We start from the raw sequence: 20,867 nt of genomic DNA on the forward strand, positions 1-20,867 counted from the left end.
CGCCGACTTGCGGCAGAAATTGTCAGAACAACAACGAATAAACGGGTTGCGCTATGAGCAAAGCTGTATGGGGAATACTTATCCTGCTGCTGCTCAGTCCGGAGGGCCGGGCGGAGGAGATCAGCTTTCGCCTGTCGGGCCTGCGTGGCGAGCTGGCGGACAACACCCGGGTCTACCTGAACCAGCTGCCGACCATCCAGGCCGAGCAGTTGCCCCGCTTTCACAAGGACATAGTGACGGCGGTGGAAGACAGCCTGCAGGCGCTGGGATATTACGGTCCGCAGATAGAGGTGGAGGCCGATGCGGACGATCCGGCCCGGGTCAACGTGCGGGTGGAAGCGGGAGAGCCGGTGCGCATCCGCCGGCTCGAGGTGCTGTTGCACGGAGACGCGGCCTCGGATCCCCTGTTTGAGGAGCGGGTCGGCGACCTGGGCCTGAACGAGGGCGACATCCTCAACCACGAAAGCTATGAAAGCGCCAAGTCCGGCCTGCTCAGCCTGGCCCTGGCCCGCGGCTATTTCGATGCCCGCTACCGGCGCAGCCAGGTGCTGGTGCACCCCTGGGAATACGCGGCCGATGTGATACTGTCGTTCGACTCCGGGCCCCGCTTCCGGTTCGGGGAACTCAGGGTGGATACCGATCGCCCGGTAGAGCGGCTGCTCAGGCCCCTGGTCAACGTCCAGCCGGGGGAGCCCTACCTCGCCAGCCGGGTGGCCGAGCTCAGCCGCTCCCTGTCCTCCACCCGCTACTTCCGCCAGGTGGAAGTGCTGCCCTTGGTGGGGGAGGCGGACGAGAACCACTTCATCCCGTTGTCGGTGGTGCTGCGCGCCAAGGCCGACAACGAGGTGGAACTGGGCGTGGGCTTTTCCACCGACGAGGGCCCGCGAACCTCGGTCGGCTGGGACAAGCCCTGGATCAACAGCCTGGGGCACAGCTTCAACACCAGCCTCAAGCTGTCGGCGCCCAAGCAGGACATCACCTTCGTCTACAAGATCCCCCGCGGCCATCCGCTCGACAACTACTACACCCTGCAGGGCGGCTACCAGCGCCTGGATCAGCGCGACACCCAGAGCGACCGCCTGGTGGCCTCGGTGCACCGCTGGGACAAAAACACCTACGGCTGGACCCGGGACGTCTTCATCCGTTCCGAATACGAATCCTACAGCCAGGGCGAGCAGACGGACGACAGCTTCCTGCTGATCCCCGGGGTGTCCTACAGCCGGACCCGTGCGCGCGGTGGCCTGGATCCCGACTGGGGCGATTCCCAGCGCATCACCCTGGAGTTGTCCGAGCCCTGGTGGGGCTCCGATACCCGCTTTATCCGGACCTGGGGCCGCAGCAAGTGGCTGCGCTCCCTGTCCGACAATCAGCGCGTCATCGCGCGGGCCGAGCAGGGCGCGGTCTGGGTGGACGAGGTCGAGGACCTGCCGCCGTCGCTGCGCTTCTTTACCGGTGGTGACCTCACGGTACGGGGCTTCGGCTACGAGAGCATCAGCCCCCGGGACGAGAACGGCGACCGCACCGGTGCCAAGTACACCACGGCCCTGAGCCTGGAGTACGACTACAAGGTGGCGGAGAAATGGCGGCTGGCCACCTTCGTCGACACCGGTACCGCCACCAACGACTACGGCGACCCCTGGAAGGTGGGCACCGGCGTGGGGGTACGCTGGCTGACCCCGGTGGGCTCGGTGCGCCTAGATCTGGCGTTTGGCGTGTCGGAGGACGATACCCCCTGGCGGCTGCACTTCACCATGGGGCCTGAATTATGATCTGGTTGACACGAAGTCTGTACGGCGCCATCGCCGCCATCGCCCTGCTCTCGATGCTGCTGGTCAGCCTGCTGTTCACCCATACCGGCAACCAGTGGCTGTGGGGGCTGGCCAAGCGCCAGGTGCCGGGGCTCGAAGGCACCCTGGTGGCCGGCCAGCTGGGCACCGGTTGGCAGTTTTCCGAGCTGAGCTACGCGCAGGATTCCCTGACCTTTTCGGCCCGGGCCGTCACCCTCGACTGGCAACTGGGCAAGTTGCTCGATCGCCGCTTCTGGCTGCAGCGGCTGGACGCGGCCGACATACTGGTGCGCATCGAGACCCTGCCCGCAGGGAGCGAGGAGGAGGAGGCCTCGGAGCCGCTGCTGGAGCTGACGCCGCCGCTGCGCATCGATCTGGACGAGATCCGCGCCGATCGGGTGCGCATCGAGCTGCCCGGCCAGACCGTGGCCTGGGACAGCCTGCGGGTGGCGGCCCACTGGGACGACGACGGCATGGTGATCACCGGCCCGGAGATGGCGGGGCTGACCCTGACCCTGCTGCCGGGCGAGGATGAACCGGCACCGGCCGGGGCCGAGGCCGCCGCCACCGGTGAGCCGCTGCTGCTGCCGGAAATCGTGCTGCCTTTTCCCCTCAAGCTCGAGCAGTTCAGCCTGACCGACAGCCGCCTGGTGCAGGGGCAGGAGGTGCAGGCCCTGCACCGCCTGCAGCTGGCGCTGGAAGGCGAGGGCAGCCGGCTCGATATCCACGGCCTGGAGCTGTCCCACGAGCTGGCGGATCTGCAGGCCGCCGGCCAGATCAGCCTGAGCGGGGACTATCCCCTCGAGCTCGGCCTCACGGCCACCCTGCATGAGCCCCTGCTGGACGGGCAGCTGGCGGGCCAGGCGCTGGCGCTCAAGCTGCGCCAGAGCCTGGCCGACCTGTCCGCCGAGCTCAGCCTGGAGGGGGTGATCGCCGCCCAGGCCCGGCTGCAGGCCCGGCCCCTGGAGCCGAGCCTGCCCTTCGAGCTCGCCCTCGACTGGCAGCGGCTGGGCTGGCCCCTGGCTGAGCCGGAGTGGCGCCTGGAGCAGGGCAAGCTGACCCTGGACGGCAGCCTCGAAGAGTACCGGCTGCGGCTCGCCGCCGAGGGACAGGGGCCCGAATTGCCTCCCATCGGTATCGAGCTGGCGGCCCGGGGCAACCCGCAGGGCCTGGAGCTGGCGCCGCTGGCCCTGGCGCTGCCCCAGGGCGAGGTAAAGGTGGAGGGACGGCTCGGCTGGGCAGAGGGCATCGACTGGCAGGGAGTGCTGACGCTCGAAGAGGTGGACCCGGGCCGTTTTGTGGCCGGGCTGGACGGCCGCCTCAACGGCGAGCTGGATACCCGCTTCACCCTGCGCGGGGAGCAATGGCAGCTCGAGGCCAGCCCCGACATCCACGGCCAGCTGCGGGATTATCCGCTCATGCTCGAGGGCGGCCTCGATCTCAACCAGGATCTGCAGGGTAGCCTCAGCGAGCTGGCGCTCCACAACGGCAACAACCGGCTGACGGTCAACGGCACCATCGGCGAGCGCTGGCAACTCGACGCCGAGCTGCAGGCCCCGGAGCTGGCGGTGTATGCCCCCGGCCTGTTCGGTGATCTGGCCGGCGACATCCGGGTGCGGGGCGAGCGGACTGCCCCCGACATCCGGGCCAGCCTGCGGGGCGCTCGCGCCGGGTACAACGAGATGCGGGCGAGCGGGCTGGTGCTGGAAGCCGAGGCCAGGCTGGGCGAGGACATCGGCGGCGACCTCCGGCTGACGGTGGCCGAGATCAAGGCCGGCGGGCTCGAGTTCCGCGATCTGCGGCTCACCGCGGCGGGCGACGAGGCGGCCCATCGCCTGGAATTCGGTGTGGACGGTGAGCCGCTCGCCGCCGAGCTGGTGCTGACCGGCCGTCTGGACCCCCAGGGCTGGCAGGGCAGCCTGGCCCGGGCCTCACTGGACACCCCGCTGGAACGCTGGGCCCTGCAGCAGGAGGTGGCCCTGTCCTGGCGCGAACAGCGGCTGCGGGCCAACGCCCACTGCTGGAGTTCGAACGGGGCCAGCCTGTGTTTCGATCCCCTGGTGGCGGGTGCCGATCAGGGCCAGGCCGGGCTCAACATCCGCGAGCTCAACCTGGCCCGGCTGGCGCCCTTCCTGCCCGAGGATTTTGCCTGGGAGGCCATCCTCGGTGGCCGGGTGGACCTGCGCTGGCAGGGCGGCCGCCCCCGCCTCAATGCCGAGATCGCCACCCCTCCCGGTACCTTCGTCAGCGGCGATACCCGGCTCGACTACCAGCGCCTGCAGCTTGTGATCGACATGGCCGACGACCGGCTGCAGTCGTCCCTGAGCTTCCGTTCGGCCGAGCTGGGCAACCTGTTGCTCGATGCCAACGTGGCGGAGCTGAGCGGGCGTCGTGCCCTCGACGGCAACCTGTCCATCACCGACCTCAAGCTCGACTGGCTGGCGCCGCTGTTGCCGGAAGTGGCCCGGCTGCAGGGTACCCTGGCCGGCCAGGCGCGGCTGGACGGCACCCTGGCCGCGCCCCTGTTGTTCGGCGATATCAATCTCACCGGCGGCGAAGTGGACACCTACTCGGACATGGTGCAGGTGCGGGACTTCAGCACCCGGCTGAACGTGAACGGCAACACCGCCACCCTCGACGGCCGGCTGCGGGTGGGGGAGGGACCGCTCACCATCAGCGGTGAGCTGGGCTGGCAGCAGCTGCCGGTGAGCGGGGAAATCCGCCTGCAGGGCAGCGAGCTGGAAGCCGGTTACCCGGGCATGGGGCGGGTGCGGATCAGCCCCGATCTGCAGATCACCCTGGGCGAGCAGGCCAGGGTACGCGGCGACATCGTCATCCCCTGGGCGCGCATCGAGGTCAAGGAGCTGCCGGAAAGCGCCGTGTCCAAGTCGGCCGACGTGGTGATAGTGCAGCCTTCCGGCATCGTGCCGGAAACCACGCCCCGCCTGCCCCTGGATATCCGTGTCCAGGTCAGGCTGGTGGAGGACGTACGCTTGTCGGCCTTCGGCCTCAAGACCCGGCTGGCGGGCCGCCTGCGCATCACTCAGCCGCCGGGGCGCTCCATGCGCGGCAACGGCGAAATCCGGCTGGTGGACGGTAATTTCCGGGCCTACGGCCAGAACCTGCTGATCCGCGAGGGCAGCATACTGTTCAGCGGCCCCCTGGATCAGCCCAACCTCTCGGTCGAGGCGATCCGCAACCCGTCCACCATGGCCGACAGCAGCATCACCGTCGGGGTGCGGGTCACGGGCAGCGCCACCCAGCCCGACATCACCGTCTTTTCCGAGCCTGAAATGCCCCAGGTGGAGCAGCTGTCCTGGCTGTTGCGCGGCCGGGGCATGGAAGGGGGAGAGAGTGACGGCAACGCCCTGGTGCAGTCCATGCTGCTCGGGGCCGGGGTGGGCCAGTTTGGCGGGCTCGTCACCGGCCTGGGGGAAGCGCTCGGCTTCCAGGACGTGTCGGTGGATACCGTCGGCTCCGGCGACAGCACCGAGGTCAGCATCAGCGCCTATGTGCTGCCGGGCCTGCAGATCGGCTACGGGGTCGGGGTGTTCTCGGCCATCGGCGAGCTGCGGCTGCGTTATGAACTGCTGCCCAGGCTCTACCTGCAGGCCACCAGTGGCCTGAGCCAGGCCATCGACCTGTTCTACAAGTTCGAGTTTTAGCCGGCGCAAGCCGGAAGCGACGGAATATTTCCGACTTCCGGCTCCCGGCTTTCCGCTTGCGGCTTCCTGCTGGTAAAGTAGGGGCTTGTTGATGGCTTCCGGCCCGCGAGTTTCCGCCCTATTATGATGTCTCAGCCCCTGCTGCAACAGGAAAGCCAGGCCAAGATCATGCTGGCCTGCGTGGCGTGTTACGCCCTGTTCGGCATGCACCTTTACCTGCCCCACCTGTTCGGCATCGGCCTGCAACTGCCCTTCAACGTGGCGGGCTGGCTCTTCATCGGGCTGATGACGGCCGTCGGCCTCTGGCGCTGGCACCGCCGGCGCCTGCTCACCAGCCGGCTCTGGTTGGGGCTGGTGGCGGCCAGCGGCCTGCTGTGGCTGCCCTTCTTCTACCTGCACAACAACTCGGTGGCCGGCCACGCCCTGCCGCGCATGCTGGGGCTGACGGGCGGCCTGCTGTTCTACCTGGCCCTGCAGCAATGTCGCTTCAACGCCCGGGGCCGGCGCTACCTGCTGTATTGCCTGCTGCTGGCGGTGAGCGTGGAGATCCTGCTGGGCATGGCGCAGTTCTTCCTGCTCGAGCCGGGCAACTGGTTCGGCTACAACACCGAGGTGCGCTCTCCCTACGGTATCTTCCAGCACCGTAACGTCATGGCCAGCTTCGTGGTCACCGGCATGGTGCTGGCGGTCTATCTGTGGCTGAACGAGGCCAAGTCGCCCTGGCGGCCCTTTTTGCTGAAGTCGGCCTGGTTTGCCGCCGTGCTGGGAGCGGGGGCGGTGCTGGTGGTGCTGCTGCAGTCCCGGGCCGGCCAGCTCGGCCTGCTGCTGGGGCTGGGGCTGATGCTGCCGCTGGTCGGGCAGACCCTGATCAAGACCCGCTCCAAGCGGCTGCTGGCCAGCCTGGCCCTGATCCCCCTCGGCATACTGGCGGGGGTGTTCGGGCTGGAGGCCTTCGAGATGAGCAAGCGCAGCCTGAACATCTACACCCAGGCCGACGGCCGCTTCGACATCTATGCCCACGGCCTGCGCATGTGGCTGGACAAGCCCTGGTTCGGCCATGGTTATGGCGGCTTCGAGTCTTCCTTCTATCAGACCTACGCCCTGTGGCGGGAGCAGACCGGGGCCCAGGCCCTGTTCACCGAGATGGGGCATCCCCATAACGAATTCCTGTTCTGGGCCATCGAAGGCGGCCTGGCGCCCTTGCTGGGACTGGTGCTCATCACCCTGCTGGTATTGCGGCTGCTGCACCGGGTCCCCTTCTCCCAGGCGCTGGCCTGGGTGGGCATACTGACGCCCATCTTCATCCACAGCCAGACCGAGTTTCCCTTCTATCACTCGCTGCCGCACTGGTTCATGGTGCTGGTACTGATCTTCGCGATCGATGCGGAATACGGCCAGCGGCGGCTGTTGCCGGCGCCCCCGGCCTGGAGCCGCTGGCCGGTGCGGGCCTGGAGCCTGGGCCTGATGCTGTTCATGGCCAGCGGCCTCTATGCCGGCCAGCAATTGACCCGCTACGCCCAGCACGAGGGACGCGGCGAGGCGGAGCTGAAGGCGGTGGTCAACCCCCTGATCTGGTATGACAGGGTGGCCTTCTACCGTCATCACTGGCAGCTGAAGAAGGCACTGCTGACCCGGGACAGCGAGCAGTTGCTGGACTATGCGAGCTGGGCCCGCCGCTTTCTCGCGCACACGCCCCGGGCGGGCATTTACTACAACGCCTACCTGGCGCTGACGGCGGCCCGCGCCCCGGAGCGGGCCGAGCAACTGCTGGCCGAGGCCCGGCGCCTCTATCCCAACGTGCAACTGTTGCGCCCGGCCAGCATCAAGCGGGCGCTGGCGCGGCTGGCGCAGGTGAATGCCGGCATGTCCCCGGCCGAGCTGAACGACTTCATTCCCCTCTACGACAACCTGCGGCCGGCCATCGGCGGAGCCTACTGAAGCTGGAAGCTAGAAGCCGAGTCTACCTACGGCTCGGTCTGCTTCAAGCATTCAGCTTCAAGCTTCCAGCTTCCCCCCCGTCAGGCCAGCTTGAAGCGGGCGATCTGCTCCTGCAGCTCGCCGCCGAGGCGGGCCAGGCTGACGCTGGTGGCGGCGGTTTCCTCGGTGGCGGCGGCGGACTGCTCGGCCACGTCGCGGATGTTGGACACGCTGCGGTTGATCTCCTCCGCCACCGAGGTCTGCTCTTCGGCGGCGGTGGCGATCTGCTGGCTCATCTGTTGAATGGTCGATACCGAGCCGTTGATCTCGTCGAGGGAAGCGCCGGCCTGACGGGCCGCCGCCACCGTGCTGTCGGCCAGCTGGCGGCTGGTGTCCATGGTGGCAACGGCGCCCTGGGCCCCCTGTTGCAGGGTGCCGATAAGCCCCTCTATCTCCACCGTGGACTCCTGGGTACGCCTGGCCAGGGCCCGTACCTCGTCCGCCACCACCGCGAAGCCCCGGCCGGCGTCACCGGCCCGGGCCGCCTCGATGGCCGCGTTCAGGGCCAGCAGGTTGGTCTGCTCGGCGATGCCCTTGATCACGTCCAGCACCGTGCTGATATTGCCGCTGTCCTGCCTGAGCCGGCCGATGGCGTCGGCCGAGGCTTCGATCGACTGGGCCAGGCTTTCGATGCGGCCGATCGCCTGCTGTACCACCTGGGTGCCCTGCCGGGCCTGGCCGTCCGCTTCCTGGGCGGAGCCGGCGGCGGCCTCGGCACTGCGGGCCACCTCCAGTACGGTGGCGGTCATCTGGTTCATGGCGGTGGCCACCTGCTCGGTGTCCATCTTCTGCTGGGTGACGCCGGCGCTGGTCTGCTCGGTGACGGCGGACATCTCCTCGGTGGCGGTGGCCAGCTGCTCGATGCCGGAGGTCAGCCGGGTGAGCAGGTCGCGCAGGTTTTCGGTCATGTGCTGCATGGCCTGCATCAGCTGGCCCAGCTCGTCCCGGCGATCGCTTCGGATATTGCGGGACAGGTCGCCGGCGGCGATGGTGCGGGACAGCGCCACCACCTGGTGCAGCGGCGCCACTATGCTGCGGGTGATCAGCAGGGCGATCAGGATGCCGGCGGCGAAGGCCACGCCGGTGGACACCAGCATGATCAGCCGGGCCTCATCGCCATTCTGCTGCAGTATGCCGACCTGCAGTTCCGTCGCTTTTAAGGCCGAGGCCATCATCTGGCGCGCATGCTCCGTCATCTCGGCTTCGGTGCCGAGCAACTGCTCATAGCCCTGCTGCAGCTGCGTGAAGCTCTGCCGGTAACGACCCAGCTCGGCCAGGGCGCCGTCGACCAGGGCGGCGGCCGCCTCGGCGTCGAGGCGCTGGCTCAGGTTACGGCCCTGGTAGTTGTTCTTGAGCACATTGGCCTTGGTGGCCAGATCCTGCAGTTGTTTGAACACCTCGTCGGCGTAGAGCGGATTGCGGCTGCTGACGTAGTTCTTTTCCGCCTGGCGCACCATGAGCACCGCCTTGCTCAGCACATTGGCCTGGCCGGCCACGTCCAGCATCCGCAGGCCGTTGGTCTCGCCGATGCTCCTGAGCTGACGGATGGCTTCGCTGCTCAGCCTGAACTCCAGCTCCTCGAACCGCTCTATGGCCTGGCGGGCGCTGCTTTCCAGCTGTTGCTGGGCGTCGACCGCGGCCTGCTGGTGCCGGCGCAGGTCGGCCAGGGCGCCTTGGTAGAGGCCGAGGTATTGCTGCAGGTCGCCGATCTGGGCCGCTATCTCTGGATACTGCAGTATCTTGCGGGCTTCCTCGCTCAGTTCGGCGGCCTGGCGGCTTTGCTCCAGCGCTTGCTCCATGTATTGCTCGTCGTGGCGCAATAGGTAGTTTTTCTCGTTCATTCTGGCTTCGACCACCAGGGTCTCGATTTCATCAACTTTCACCAGGCGTTCGATCAGGTGCTGGATGGTCTGCATCCGGCCGTAACTGAGCCAGGCGCTGATCAGGGAGATCAGCAGTACCACCCCGAACCCGAAGATCAGCTTTTTACGTACACTCATATCGACGATAAAACGTAAAGCATTCATGAAGATATCCTCAAAAAGCGGGGGTGGTGACAAGAGGGCGGCCCAAGGTCCGGCCGTGGCCGTGTCGCGAAACAGCAAAGATGGGGGCTTTATTCATCGGGCTTCCTTTCAGGGTGTTTTTGCGTGATATGCGCCGGTGACGGATGCCATGGCCGTCACTTGGTTCCATGACTCAGCCTGATATCGGGGCCATTGCGCCTGCGTTTTCGCATCATGGCGCCGTCACCGCCTGCACGTCACTCGAGTCTGTACTGATCCACCAATCATATCGGCCTGCCCGGGCGAAAGCTTAGTATTTTATCCCTGTGTGGATTCATATAGGTCTTTTATTGGGTGCTTTTTTTAGCTGGATCACAAAGCTGAAACGTTTTAGCTGGAAGTCGTTGTTTGGCTAAATCGGTTTAGCTATGGTGCTCCCATCAAGTACGAGCGGAGAGAATGATGTCTGTGATTTATTGCCTGGGTGATGGTGTGATGGATTTGCTGCCGGCCGAGGGTGGCCAGCTGCTGCCCTGCGTGGGCGGGGCACCGGCCAACGTGGCCGTGGGCATCCGCCGGCTGGGCGTGGCCTCCGCCTTCGTCGGCCGTCTGGGCCGGGATCCCTTCGGCGACATGATCATCGACACCCTGGCACGCGAAGGCGTCGCCACCTCCTGGGTGCGGCAGGACGCGCGGCTGCCCACCAGTTCTACCCTGGTGGCGCTGGATGCCCGGGGCGAACGCAGCTTTTTCTTCCTGGCGCAGCAGTCAGCGGATCAACTGCTGGCGCCGGCCGACTTGCCCGAGTTCAAGGCCGGCGACTGGCTGCACCTCTGCTCCCTGGCCCTGACCGCCGAGCCGGCGCGGGGCACCACCCTGATGGCGGTGCGCCGCATCCGCCAGGCCGGCGGCTTCGTCAGCTTCGATGCCAATATCCGCCTGAGCCGCTGGCCGGACGAAGCCAGCCTCAAGGCGTCGCTGGAACGCATCATTCCGGACGTGGACCTGCTCAAGCTGTCCGGCGAGGAAGCCGAACTGCTCACCGGCCACGCCGATCCCAACCTGGCCATGACGGCCCTGGAAAACGAATACCGGTTGCCTTTTGTGCTTATTTCCCTGGGCGCAGAAGGCGTACTGGCCTCCCTCAAGGGGGAGCGACTGTGGCAGCCCGCCTTCGCGGTGGAGGCTGTCGACACCACGGGGGCGGGAGATGCCTTCATGGCCGGCCTGCTGGCGGGCCTGGCCACCTACCCCCAAGCCGATAAGGCGCAATTCGCCACCGTACTGACCCAGGCCCAGGCCTGTGGCGCCCAGTGTTGCCTACGACTGGGTGCCATGGCGGCCCTGCCGGATACGGCGGCGATGGAGGACTTTATCGCCCATAACCTCACTCTCGTTTAATTGCAGGAGAATTACATGACAAGGAAAGCATTATTGTTGGGTTTACTGGTGGCAGGGACCGCGGCCACCGCCAATGCCGAAGTGACCTGGGAAGGCAACAAGGGCCGCCTGAGCCTGGGCGGCGACGTCGAGTTCGACATCAACGCCGCCAACAAGCAGGAAAACAGCAACCTGTATATGAACGACGGTCGCGACGACCGCTGGGATCAGACCGGCCGGCTGCTGATCGACGTCTTCGGGGAGCGGACCGCCGACTCCGGCGCCTACGCCCGGGTCAAGGCCCAGCCCACCCTGGCCACCAACGGTGGCGTGGGCTCGGATGACGCCTGGTTTGCCTTCGGCCGCAGCGACGTGGGCGAGATGAAGATCGGCCGCTTCGAGGCGCTGGACCTCTTCCCCCTCGGCCAGGATGTGTTCGTGGAGCACTCCGGCGACACTTCCTCCGGCCTCTACACCGACGGCTCCGCCTACCTGTACATGGCCAAGGAAGCCCGCGGCCGGGCCGGTGACGCCGGTCACGTGATGGTGAGCCGCCAACTGGGCGATGTTTACCTCGAGCTGGCCACCATGTTCGGCAACCGGGAGGATTTGTTCAACGTGGTCGACGGTGCCCGCCGTTATCACGGCCACGAACTGACCAAGGAAAAAGACTCCATCGTGGTGCGGCCGGCGCTGCGCTGGCAGCTGGGCGACTTCAGCTGGGCGCTGGGCGCCGAGCACAACCTGGTGGAAGACGCCATCATCGACGACGAAGGCCGTAAGGTGGCCCGCCGCACCGGTTACGGCACCACCTTCGGCTGGCAGTCCGGCCTGATCAAGGCCAACCTCAACGCCGCCTACCTGGACGCGCTGAACGAAGAGAACTTGACCCTGGGCGCCAACGTGCTGTTCGACAAGTTCGGCCTGGGCTACATCTACGGCCGCAACGAGATAGACGAGGCCGCCGCCGGGTTCGAGTACCTCGAAGGCACCCAGCAGAGCAACACCCTCTATACCTCCTACCGGTTCGACAACGTGCTGGACCTGGACAACTTCGGCATCCTGCTCGGGGCCTACTGGTCCGACTTTGATGTGGAAGAGTCCACCACCGCCACCGACCGCTACGGGGCCCGGGTGCGCTTCAAGTACTTCTTCTAATCTTTATGGGGACGGCGATCGTCCCCATCCTTGTTTGTTGTAATGGGAATCTGCTGTTATGAATATTGAAGCCATTGCCAAAGGACTGCTGCCGCTGCTGGGCGGCAAGGATAACCTGGTCAGTGCCGCCCATTGCGCCACCCGGCTGCGGCTGGTGCTGAGCGACGACAGCCTGGTCGACAAGGCCGCCATCCAGGAGCTGGAAGGGGTAAAGGGCTGCTTCGCCAACGCCGGCCAGCTGCAGGTGATCTTCGGCACCGGCCTGGTCAACAAGGTGTATGCGGAGTTCACCAAAATCGCCGGCCTGGGTGAAACCAGCAAGGCGGAGCTGGTGGACGCCGCCGCCGCCAAGCTCAATCCGGCCCAGCGCCTGGCCCGGACCCTGTCCAATATCTTCGTGCCCATCATTCCGGCCATCGTCTCCGCCGGTTTGCTGATGGGCCTGCTCGGCATGGTGCGCTCCTACGGCTGGGTATCCCCCGACAGCGCCCTGTTCATCATGCTCGACATGTTCAGCTCGGCCGCCTTTATCATTTTGCCGGTGCTGATCGGCTTTACCGCCGCCCGCGAGTTCGGCGGCAACCCCTACCTGGGCGCCACCCTGGGCGGCATCCTCACCCATCCGGCCCTGACCAACGCCTGGACGGTGGCCGACGGCTTCAAGACCATGGAATTCATGGGGCTGGAAGTGGGCATGGTCGGCTACCAGGGCACCGTCTTCCCCATGCTGCTGGCGGTATGGGTGATGAGCCAGGTGGAAAAGCGCCTGCGCAAGGTGGTGCCCAACGCCCTGGATCTGATCGTCACCCCCTTCCTCACCCTGCTGATCGCGGGCTTCGTGGCCCTGCTGTTCGTCGGCCCCCTCGGCCGCGGCCTGGGCGACGGCATTTCGCTGGTGCTCAGTACCCTCTACGATCACGCCGGCTGGCTGGCGGGCCTGGTGTTCGGCGGCACCTATTCGGCCATCGTGATCACCGGTATCCACCACAGCTTCCACGCCATCGAAACCGGGCTGCTGACCAACCCGGCCATCGCCGTCAACTTCCTGCTGCCGATCTGGGCCATGTCCAACGTGGCCCAGGGCGGCGCCTGCCTGGCGGTGTATTTCAAGACCAAGGACGCCAAGCTCAAGGCCATCACGGTGCCGGCCGGCGCCTCCTGCCTGCTGGGCATTACCGAGGCGGCCATCTTCGGGGTCAACCTGCGCTACGGCAAGCCCTTCCTGGCCGGCCTGCTCGGCGGCGCCCTGGGCGGGGCCTACGTGGTGGCCTCCAAGGTGGGCATGACCGCCGTGGGCCTGACCGGCCTGCCGGGCCTGGCCATAGTGCAGCCCGCCTCGCTGCTGAACTACGGCATCGGCATGGTCATCGCCTTCGGCGCGGCCTTCACCGCCTCTACCCTGCTGAAGTACAAGCTGGACTGATGGAAATCAGGTAGCTGACAAACCTTCGGATTACTCCGTTGTCACTCCCGCGAAGGCGGGAGTCCACTGCAAACTGTCATGGACCTCCGCCTTCGCGGAGGTGACGACGAGATGCGGAGGTGACGACGAGATGCGGAGGTGGCGACGAGATAATGGAGTTTGTCATCAAACTGCAAGGAGATATGGCAATGACCGAACAGCAGTGGCTGAACAGGCTGAGCGAAGCCTTGCTCGGGGGGCTGAACCGGGCCGAGGGGGATCCCCACCGGCCCGGTTGGCATATCGCCGCCCCGGTGGGCCTGCTCAACGATCCCAACGGCTTTATCCAGTTCGACGGCCGCTACCGGCTGTTCTACCAGTGGAACCCGCTGGCCTGCGCCCACGGCGCCAAGGCCTGGGGTCAGCTGGTGTCGGACGACCTGGTGCACTGGCAACACCTGGGGTTGGCCCTGGCCCCCACCGAGGACTACGAGCGCAATGGCTGCTACTCCGGCTCTGCGGTGGACAACAACGGCGAGCTGACCCTGATCTACACCGGCAACGTCAAGTACGATCGGGAGCGGCGCACCGCCTTCCAGTGCCTGGCGGTGGAGCGGGAGTTCGGCGAGTTCGAGAAGCTGGGCCCGGTGCTGGACTTGCCCGAGGGCTACACCGGCCATGTGCGGGATCCCAAGGTGTGGCGGCACGACGGGCACTGGTGGATGGTGCTGGCGGCCCAGAGCGAGGACGGCCAGGGCAAGGTGCTGCTCTACCGGAGCGCCGATCTGCACCACTGGCAGCAACTCGGGGTGCTGGCCGGCAGCCGGGAGCAGGGCCTGGATGAGTTCGGCTATATGTGGGAGTGCCCGGATCTGTTCGAGCTGGACGGGCGCCATGTGCTCATATGCTGCCCCCAGGGCCTGCCGGCCGAGGCCGATCGCTACCGGAACCTGTACCAGTGCGGCTGGCTGGCCGGCGAGCTGGACTGGCACAGCGGGCGCCTGGCCCACGGCGACTTCCACGAGCTGGATCTGGGCTTTGAATTCTATGCCCCGCAAACCACCCTGGACGACCAGGGCCGGCGCCTGCTGATCGGCTGGCTCGGCCTGCCCGACGACAACGAGCCGGCCCAGCCGACCCGGGACTACGGCTGGATGAACCAGCTCAGCTGCCCGCGGGTATTGAGCTGGCGCCAGGGCAAGCTGTATCAGAATCCGGTGCCCGAGCTGGCCGCCCTGCGCGGCGAGGCGTTCGACTGGCAGGGGCTGGCGGTGCAGGCGCCCCGGCTGCAGGGCGGGCGGGCCGAGCTTGAGCTGGTCATCAGCGGCGAGGTGCGGCTCTACCTGGGCCAGGCGGCGGTGCTCACGGTTAACGCCGGCGGCCTCGAGCTCCGGCGCCTGAACTGGCGCAGCGGCGAATGGGAAAGCCGGCGCCGGCATGGGCCGGTCACGGATCTGCGGCTGCTGCTCGACAGCTCCAGCATCGAACTCTTTATCAACGAGGGGGAAGCGGCGATGTCGGCCCGCTATTTCCCGGGAGCCAACCCCGAGATCCGCTGGGGCGGAGCGGGGGAGACCCGCTTCCGCTACTGGCCGCTGGCGCCGGTGCTGCGCTCGTCGTGACCGGGCTCAGAGCCCGATATCCCGCACATTTTCCATCACCACGAAGGTGCTGGTCTGCAGCACATGGGGCAGGGCGGAGATCTTTTCGCCCAGCACCATGCGGTAGGAGGCCATGTCCTTGGTGCGGATCTTCAGCAGGTAGTCGAAGCCGCCGGCGATCATGTGGCACTGCTCCACCTCGGCAATCTTGAGCGCCGCCTTGTTGAAGGCGGTGAGGGCCTTGCTGCTGGTGTCGTTCAGGGTGATCTGCACGAAGGAGATATGGCTGAGTCCCAGCTTGCTCTGATCCACCAGGGCGGTGTAGCCGGTGATGTAGCCCTGCTCTTCGAGCCGGCGCATGCGCAGCTGGCAGGGGGTTTTCGACAGCCCGACCCGGGAGGCCAGCTCGGTGAGGGTGATGCGGGCGTTCTCCCGCAGCTCCTGGATAATCTGCAAGTCCGCCCTGTCCAGATTGCTCATCTTTCTCTTCCTCTTTCATCAACATGTCCCCGGCGCGATGGCATGGCGCGCCACCGACGTGCCGGGAAAATACGGCATTATGGTCAGTATGGCTACTTTTATCATTTTTTGTAGGTAATAGTTAAAAAATAAACGACATAAAAAGTCTATTGATCGTGTTTGTTTTCGCTATATAGGAAAAATGAATATTCACTTTCGGTTAGCATGATGCCAACAAAATTGCACATACCGAGGGAGAAGGTCGGATGAAAGAACAAGCACTGTCGCTGGCGGCTTGCCGGGAAACGATTCGTGGTCATTACCTGGCGGACGAAGCCGGGGTGGTCAAGGCCCTGGCGGCCAATGCCCGGGTGTCCGCCGACGTTCGCGCCCGCATCTCGGCCCGGGCGGCCGAGCTGGTGCGTAACGTGCGCGCCAGCTCCACCCCGACCATGATGGAAAAATTCCTGGCCCAGTACGGCCTCACCACCAAGGAAGGCGTGGCCCTGATGTGCCTGGCCGAGGCGCTGCTGCGGGTGCCGGACAAGAGCACCATCGACGAGCTGATCGAAGACAAGATTTCATCCGGCAACTGGGGCGAGCACCGCGGCCGCTCCAGCTCCTCGCTGATCAACAGCTCCACCTGGGCGTTGCTGGTCACCGGCAAGCTGCTGTCGCCGGTGGACCGCCAGGGCCTGGCGACCACCCTGCGCGGCATGATCAAGCGCCTGGGCGAGCCGGTGGTACGCACCGCCGTCGGCCAGGCGATGAAGGAGATGGGGCGCCAGTTCGTGCTGGGCCGCAACATCGAGGAGGCGCTCAAGCGCGCCAAAAAATACGAGGAGCGGGGCTACACCTATTCCTATGACATGCTGGGCGAGGCCGCCCGCACCGACGCCGACGCCCTGCGTTACCACCGGGCCTACTGGGCCGCCATCGCCGCCCTGGCGCCCCACTGCCGGCACCCGGACATCCGCCAGAACCCCGGCATTTCGGTCAAGCTGTCGGCGCTGCACGCCCGCTACGAGTTCGGCCAGAAAGCACGGGTGATGAACGAGCTGGTGCCCCGCACCCTGGAGCTGGCCAAACAGGCCAAGGCCGCCAACATGGGCTTCAACATCGACGCGGAGGAAGCGGATCGCCTGGACCTGTCCCTGGACGTGATCGAAGCGGTGCTGTCCGATCCCGCCCTGGCGGGCTGGGACGGCTTCGGCATCGTGGTGCAGGCCTTCGGCAAGCGGGCCGCCCCTGTGCTCGACTGGCTGTACGCCCTGGCCGACAGGCTCGACCGCCGCATCATGGTGCGGCTGGTGAAAGGCGCCTACTGGGATGCGGAGATCAAGCGCGCCCAGGTGATGGGGCTGGCGGACTTTCCGGTGTTCACCCGCAAGGTCAACAGCGATCTGTCCTATATCGCCTGCGCCCAGAAGCTGCTGGGGATGACCGATCGCATCTATCCCCAGTTCGCCACCCACAACGCCCACTCGGTGTCGGCCATCCTCGAGCTGGCCCAGGGCCGCGACTGCTTCGAATTCCAGCGCCTGCACGGCATGGGCGAATCCCTGCACGACGCCGTGCTCACCAGGCAGGGTACCCGCTGCCGTATCTACGCGCCGGTGGGCGCCCACCAGGATCTGCTGGCCTACCTGGTGCGCCGCCTGCTGGAAAACGGCGCCAACAGCTCCTTCGTCAACCAGATTGTCGACACCCGCATCAAGCCCGAGGACATCGCCCGGGATCCCTTCGATGCGGTGGCAGCCATGGGCGACCTGGTGTCGAGCAAGACCATAGCGCGCCCGGCCGCTCTCTACGGTGCTAAACGCCGCAACGCCCGGGGCTGGGACATCACCAATCCGGTGGAAGTGGCGGAAATCGACGCCGCCCGCGCGCCTTACCAGCACCACCGGTGGACCGGCGGCCCGGTGATCGCCGGCCCGGTGAACAGCACCCTGACAGAGGAAGTGCGCAACCCGGCGGTGCCGTCCGATCTGGTGGGGCAGGTGACCCAGGCCTCGGCAGAGGATATCGACACCGCCATCGCCGCCGCCCGCACCGGGTTCGCGCTCTGGTCCGCCCTGCCGGTGGCCGAGCGTTGCGCGCGCATCCGCCGGGTGGCCGACCTGTTCGAGGAACACGCCGCCGAGCTGTTCGCCCTGGCCACCCGGGAGGCGGGCAAGACCCTGCTGGATGGGGTTGCCGAGATCCGCGAGGCGGTCGACTTCGCCCGCTACTATCCGAATGAAGCCGAGCGTAACCAGGACGTCGGCACCGGCCGGGGGGTGATCGCCTGTATCTCGCCCTGGAACTTCCCCCTGGCCATCTTCGCCGGCCAGGTGCTGGCGGGGCTGGCGGCGGGCAACGCCGTCATCGCCAAGCCCGCCGGCCAGACCGCGCTGATCGCCACCCGGGCGGTCGAGCTGATGCACGAGGCCGGCATTCCCCGCGAGGCCATCCAGCTGCTGCCCGGCAGCGGCAGCACGGTGGGCGCAGCCCTGACCTCGGACCCGCGCATCGACGGTGTCTGCTTTACCGGCTCCACCGCCACCGCCCAGCGCATCAACAAGGTGATGGCCGAGTCCATGGCGCCGGACGCGCCCCTGGTGGCGGAAACCGGCGGCCTCAACGCCATGATAGTGGACTCCACTGCGCTGCCGGAGCAGGTGGTGCGCGACGTGCTGGCCTCTTCCTTCCAGAGCGCCGGCCAGCGCTGCTCCGCCCTGCGCATGCTCTATGTGCAGAAGGACATCGCCGATCACCTGCTGGAGATGCTGTTCGGCGCCATGGACGAGCTGCGCCTGGGCAACCCCTGGCAGCTCTCCACCGACGTGGGCCCGGTGATCGATGAGAACGCCAAGCGCGGCATCGAGGCGCACTGCGAAAAATTTGCGCGCCGGGGGCGGGTGCTCAAGCAACTGCCGGTGCCCGCCGAGGGGCTCTTTGTGGCGCCGACGGTGATCAAGCTCGAGGGCATCCACGAGCTGGAGGAGGAGATCTTCGGGCCCGTGCTGCACGTGGCCACCTTCGAGGCCCATGAGCTCGACCAGGTGGTCGACCGGATCAACGCCCAGGGTTTCGGCCTGACCTTCGGCCTGCACACCCGGGTCGACAAGCGGGTGGAACGCATCGTCAACCGGGTCAAGGTCGGCAATATCTACGTCAACCGCAACCAGATCGGCGCCATCGTCGGCTCCCAGCCCTTCGGCGGCGAAGGGCTCTCGGGCACCGGTCCCAAGGCGGGCGGTCCCCAGTATGTACGCCGCTTTATGAAGGTGGACACCGGGGCGGGCGTGCCGGCGGCGGCCGAGGCCGCGGTAACGGCGGCCCGGGTGCAGGAGGCCATCGGCCGGCTGGACGGCAAGGACTGGGCCCGTGCCCAACACCGGGCCGAGCGGCTGGCGGCCATCTTCGGCACCGTGCCGGCGGCGCTGGACGCCACGGCGGAAGAGATGCCGGGCCCGACCGGCGAGCTCAACCGACTGCGCTGCTTCGCCCGCGGCACCCTGCTCTGCCTGGGGCCGGATCTGGCCTCGGCCATGCAGCAGGCCGGCACCGCCCTGTCCCAGGGCAACGCCGTGGTGGTGGTGGCGCCGGGCGCGAGCGCGGCGCTGGCAGGCGCCGAGGCGGCCGGCATTCCGGCCATCGGCCTGGACGGCCTGCTGCAACCCGCCGCCCTCGAGACCCTTACCGGCTTCGAGGCGGTGGCAAGCCACGCCGACACCGCCACCCTGCGCCAGTACCGGCTGGCCCTGGCGCGCCGCGACGGCGCCCTGCTGCCGCTTATCACCGAGCAGGCGCTGCCCGAGCGCTTCGTGATCGAGCGCCACCTGTGCGTCGACACCACGGCGGCGGGCGGCAACGCCAGCCTGATCGCCGCCTCGGAGTAAGCGGCCGGACGGCCCGGGTCCTGCCCGCAGGGGGGCCGGGCCGTCACTCCCTGGATCCGGCGGCTCATGGTGCTGGCGGTCGATGTCAGGACGGGTAGAATGGGGGTATCTGCCAACAAGATGCTAGAGACGTGGATAAAAAGAAACTGACCATAGCCCGGCTGGCGGAGCTGGCCGGGGTGTCCAAGGCCACGGCCAGCCTGGTGATGAACGGCAAGGCCGACCAGTACCGCATTGCCGACGAAACCCGCGAACGGGTGATGGCGGTGGCCAAGCGCTACCAGTACCAGCCCAACCTCCATGCCCGCGCCCTGGGCTCCCGCCGCAGCCATACCCTGGGGCTGGTGATCCCCGATCTCACCAACTTCGGCTTCGCCAGCATCGCCAAGTCCCTGGAATCCCGTTGCCGGGAGGCCGGGCTGCAGTTGCTGATCGCCTGCTCCGATGACGATCCCGAACTCGAGCAACAGGTGGTGGCGGGGCTGATCCAGCGGCAGGTGGATGCCCTGATCGTGGCGTCCAGCGCCATCGACGACGCCCCCTATCGCCAGCTGACCGAGCGGCTGCCGGTGATCCAGCTCGACCGCCATATCGGCCAGTCGAGCCTGCCGCTGGTGATTTCCGATGCCTGCCGGGCCACGGCGGAGCTGGTGCAGTCCCTGGCCCGGGGGCAGGAGGCGGTGTACTTCCTGGGCGGGCAGCTGGCGCTGTCGCCCAGCCGCCACCGCCTGGCGGGCTACGAGCTGGGACTGCAGCGGGCCGGGATAGAGGCCCGGCCGGAATGGGTGCGGACGGCGGACTATCGCTCGGTGTCGGGCTACCGCATGATGGCCGAGCTGCACCGGGAGCTGGGCCGGCTGCCCGGGGCCCTTTTTACCGCCTCCTTTACCCTGCTCGAGGGGGTGTTGCGCTACCTCAACGAGCATCATTTGCTGGCCGAGCCGATCCGGCTCGGCACCTTCGATGATCACGAACTGCTCGACTGCCTGCCGATCGCGGTGGATGCGGTGGCCCAGGACTGCGACGCCCTGGCCGGGGCGGCCTTCGAGTTGTGCAGCCTGCTGCTGCGGGGCGAAACCCTGGTCAAGGCCGCCCATGTGGTGCCGACCAGGGTCCATTGGCGCAGCCGCGCTCAGTGCGAGGCGTAAGTACCGGAGCGGGACAGGGAGGCCACCAGCAGCTGGGCTTCGCTGACGGAGTGGAGTTGTTCGACCAGTACCTCGTCCTGCTGCCAGTCGACACGGCTACCGGTGGCGGCGTAGAGCTGGTCGTTCAGGCTGGCGGGCGTGATCCGCTCTTGCCGCTCGGCCCTGCCGCCCGGCAGGTAGATGGTGCCGTTGGAGAAGTCGACCGCGAAGGCCACCACCCCGGGCACGATAAAGAACAGCAGGCCGATGCCGTTGGCGATGGCCACGACCGGGTCGATGCGGCCGCTGATCTGGCCCTTGCGTTCGGGATAGAAGATGGTGCCGCAGGCGGCCAGCTGGGTGGTGAGCATCCCGGCCAAGGCCAGCGCCAGCGACTTTTGTTTGAGCCCCGTCATACAGT

General features: G+C 66.9%; 12 protein-coding genes. 9 read left to right on the forward strand and 3 right to left on the reverse strand.

The features are described from left to right. The first annotated feature begins 53 nt into the window (after window positions 1–53). From tamA to ACT7DK_RS07600, 3 genes are all read left to right on the forward strand, one after another. Window positions 54–1,769, forward strand: coding sequence for an autotransporter assembly complex protein TamA (tamA, locus tag ACT7DK_RS07590; RefSeq protein WP_445397874.1), 1,716 nt, complete (start codon window positions 54–56; stop codon window positions 1,767–1,769). Further along, on the forward strand, window positions 1,766–5,452 hold the full coding sequence (gene tamB, locus ACT7DK_RS07595) for an autotransporter assembly complex protein TamB (protein ID WP_445397876.1): 3,687 nt from the start codon (window positions 1,766–1,768) through the stop codon (window positions 5,450–5,452). The genes tamA and tamB overlap by 4 nt, the downstream gene beginning before the upstream one ends. Before the next feature lie 123 nt (window positions 5,453–5,575). Continuing rightward, entirely contained in the window at window positions 5,576–7,390 is a 1,815-nt protein-coding gene (locus tag ACT7DK_RS07600) for a Wzy polymerase domain-containing protein (protein ID WP_445397878.1), read from the forward strand. Window positions 7,391–7,470: 80 nt separating this feature from the next. Here the strand turns inward: ACT7DK_RS07600 and ACT7DK_RS07605 are convergent, their stop codons facing one another. Then, a complete protein-coding gene (locus ACT7DK_RS07605; RefSeq protein ID WP_445397880.1) occupies window positions 7,471–9,456 on the reverse strand; it encodes a HAMP domain-containing methyl-accepting chemotaxis protein in 1,986 nt (661 codons plus the stop codon). Between the two features lie 438 nt (window positions 9,457–9,894). Here ACT7DK_RS07605 and ACT7DK_RS07610 point away from each other — a divergent pair, with 438 nt between their 5' ends. From ACT7DK_RS07610 to ACT7DK_RS07625, 4 genes are all read left to right on the forward strand, one after another. Further along, window positions 9,895–10,836 carry an aminoimidazole riboside kinase gene (locus ACT7DK_RS07610; RefSeq protein WP_445397882.1) on the forward strand — a complete coding sequence of 314 codons (942 nt, stop codon included), beginning with the start codon at window positions 9,895–9,897 and terminating at the stop codon, window positions 10,834–10,836. 15 nt (window positions 10,837–10,851) lie between these two features. Continuing rightward, window positions 10,852–11,973, forward strand: a complete 1,122-nt coding sequence (locus ACT7DK_RS07615; RefSeq protein ID WP_445397884.1) for a carbohydrate porin — start codon at window positions 10,852–10,854, stop codon at window positions 11,971–11,973. 58 nt (window positions 11,974–12,031) lie between these two features. Beyond that, complete coding sequence (locus tag ACT7DK_RS07620; protein ID WP_445397886.1) at window positions 12,032–13,396, forward strand: sucrose-specific PTS transporter subunit IIBC; 1,365 nt, start codon at window positions 12,032–12,034, stop codon at window positions 13,394–13,396. 188 nt (window positions 13,397–13,584) lie between these two features. Beyond that, window positions 13,585–14,997, forward strand: coding sequence for a sucrose-6-phosphate hydrolase (locus tag ACT7DK_RS07625; protein WP_445397888.1), 1,413 nt, complete (start codon window positions 13,585–13,587; stop codon window positions 14,995–14,997). Between the two features lie 6 nt (window positions 14,998–15,003). On the opposite strand, the gene ACT7DK_RS07630 is transcribed toward ACT7DK_RS07625, so the two are convergent. Beyond that, a complete protein-coding gene (locus ACT7DK_RS07630) occupies window positions 15,004–15,456 on the reverse strand; it encodes an Lrp/AsnC family transcriptional regulator (protein ID WP_445397890.1) in 453 nt (150 codons plus the stop codon). 245 nt (window positions 15,457–15,701) lie between these two features. On the opposite strand from ACT7DK_RS07630, the gene putA reads away from it, so the two are divergent. Next, complete coding sequence (putA, locus tag ACT7DK_RS07635; RefSeq protein ID WP_445397892.1) at window positions 15,702–19,319, forward strand: bifunctional proline dehydrogenase/L-glutamate gamma-semialdehyde dehydrogenase PutA; 3,618 nt, start codon at window positions 15,702–15,704, stop codon at window positions 19,317–19,319. 131 nt (window positions 19,320–19,450) lie between these two features. Then, a complete protein-coding gene (locus ACT7DK_RS07640; protein ID WP_445397894.1) occupies window positions 19,451–20,467 on the forward strand; it encodes a substrate-binding domain-containing protein in 1,017 nt (338 codons plus the stop codon). Here ACT7DK_RS07640 and ACT7DK_RS07645 read toward each other — a convergent pair. After that, window positions 20,452–20,862 (reverse strand): hypothetical protein, encoded by a 411-nt coding sequence (locus ACT7DK_RS07645; RefSeq protein ID WP_445397896.1) that lies wholly within the window; start codon window positions 20,860–20,862, stop codon window positions 20,452–20,454. The genes ACT7DK_RS07640 and ACT7DK_RS07645 overlap by 16 nt on opposite strands. Between the last annotated feature and the right edge of the window lie 5 nt (window positions 20,863–20,867).

Source organism: Zobellella sp. An-6 (assembly GCF_052487945.1).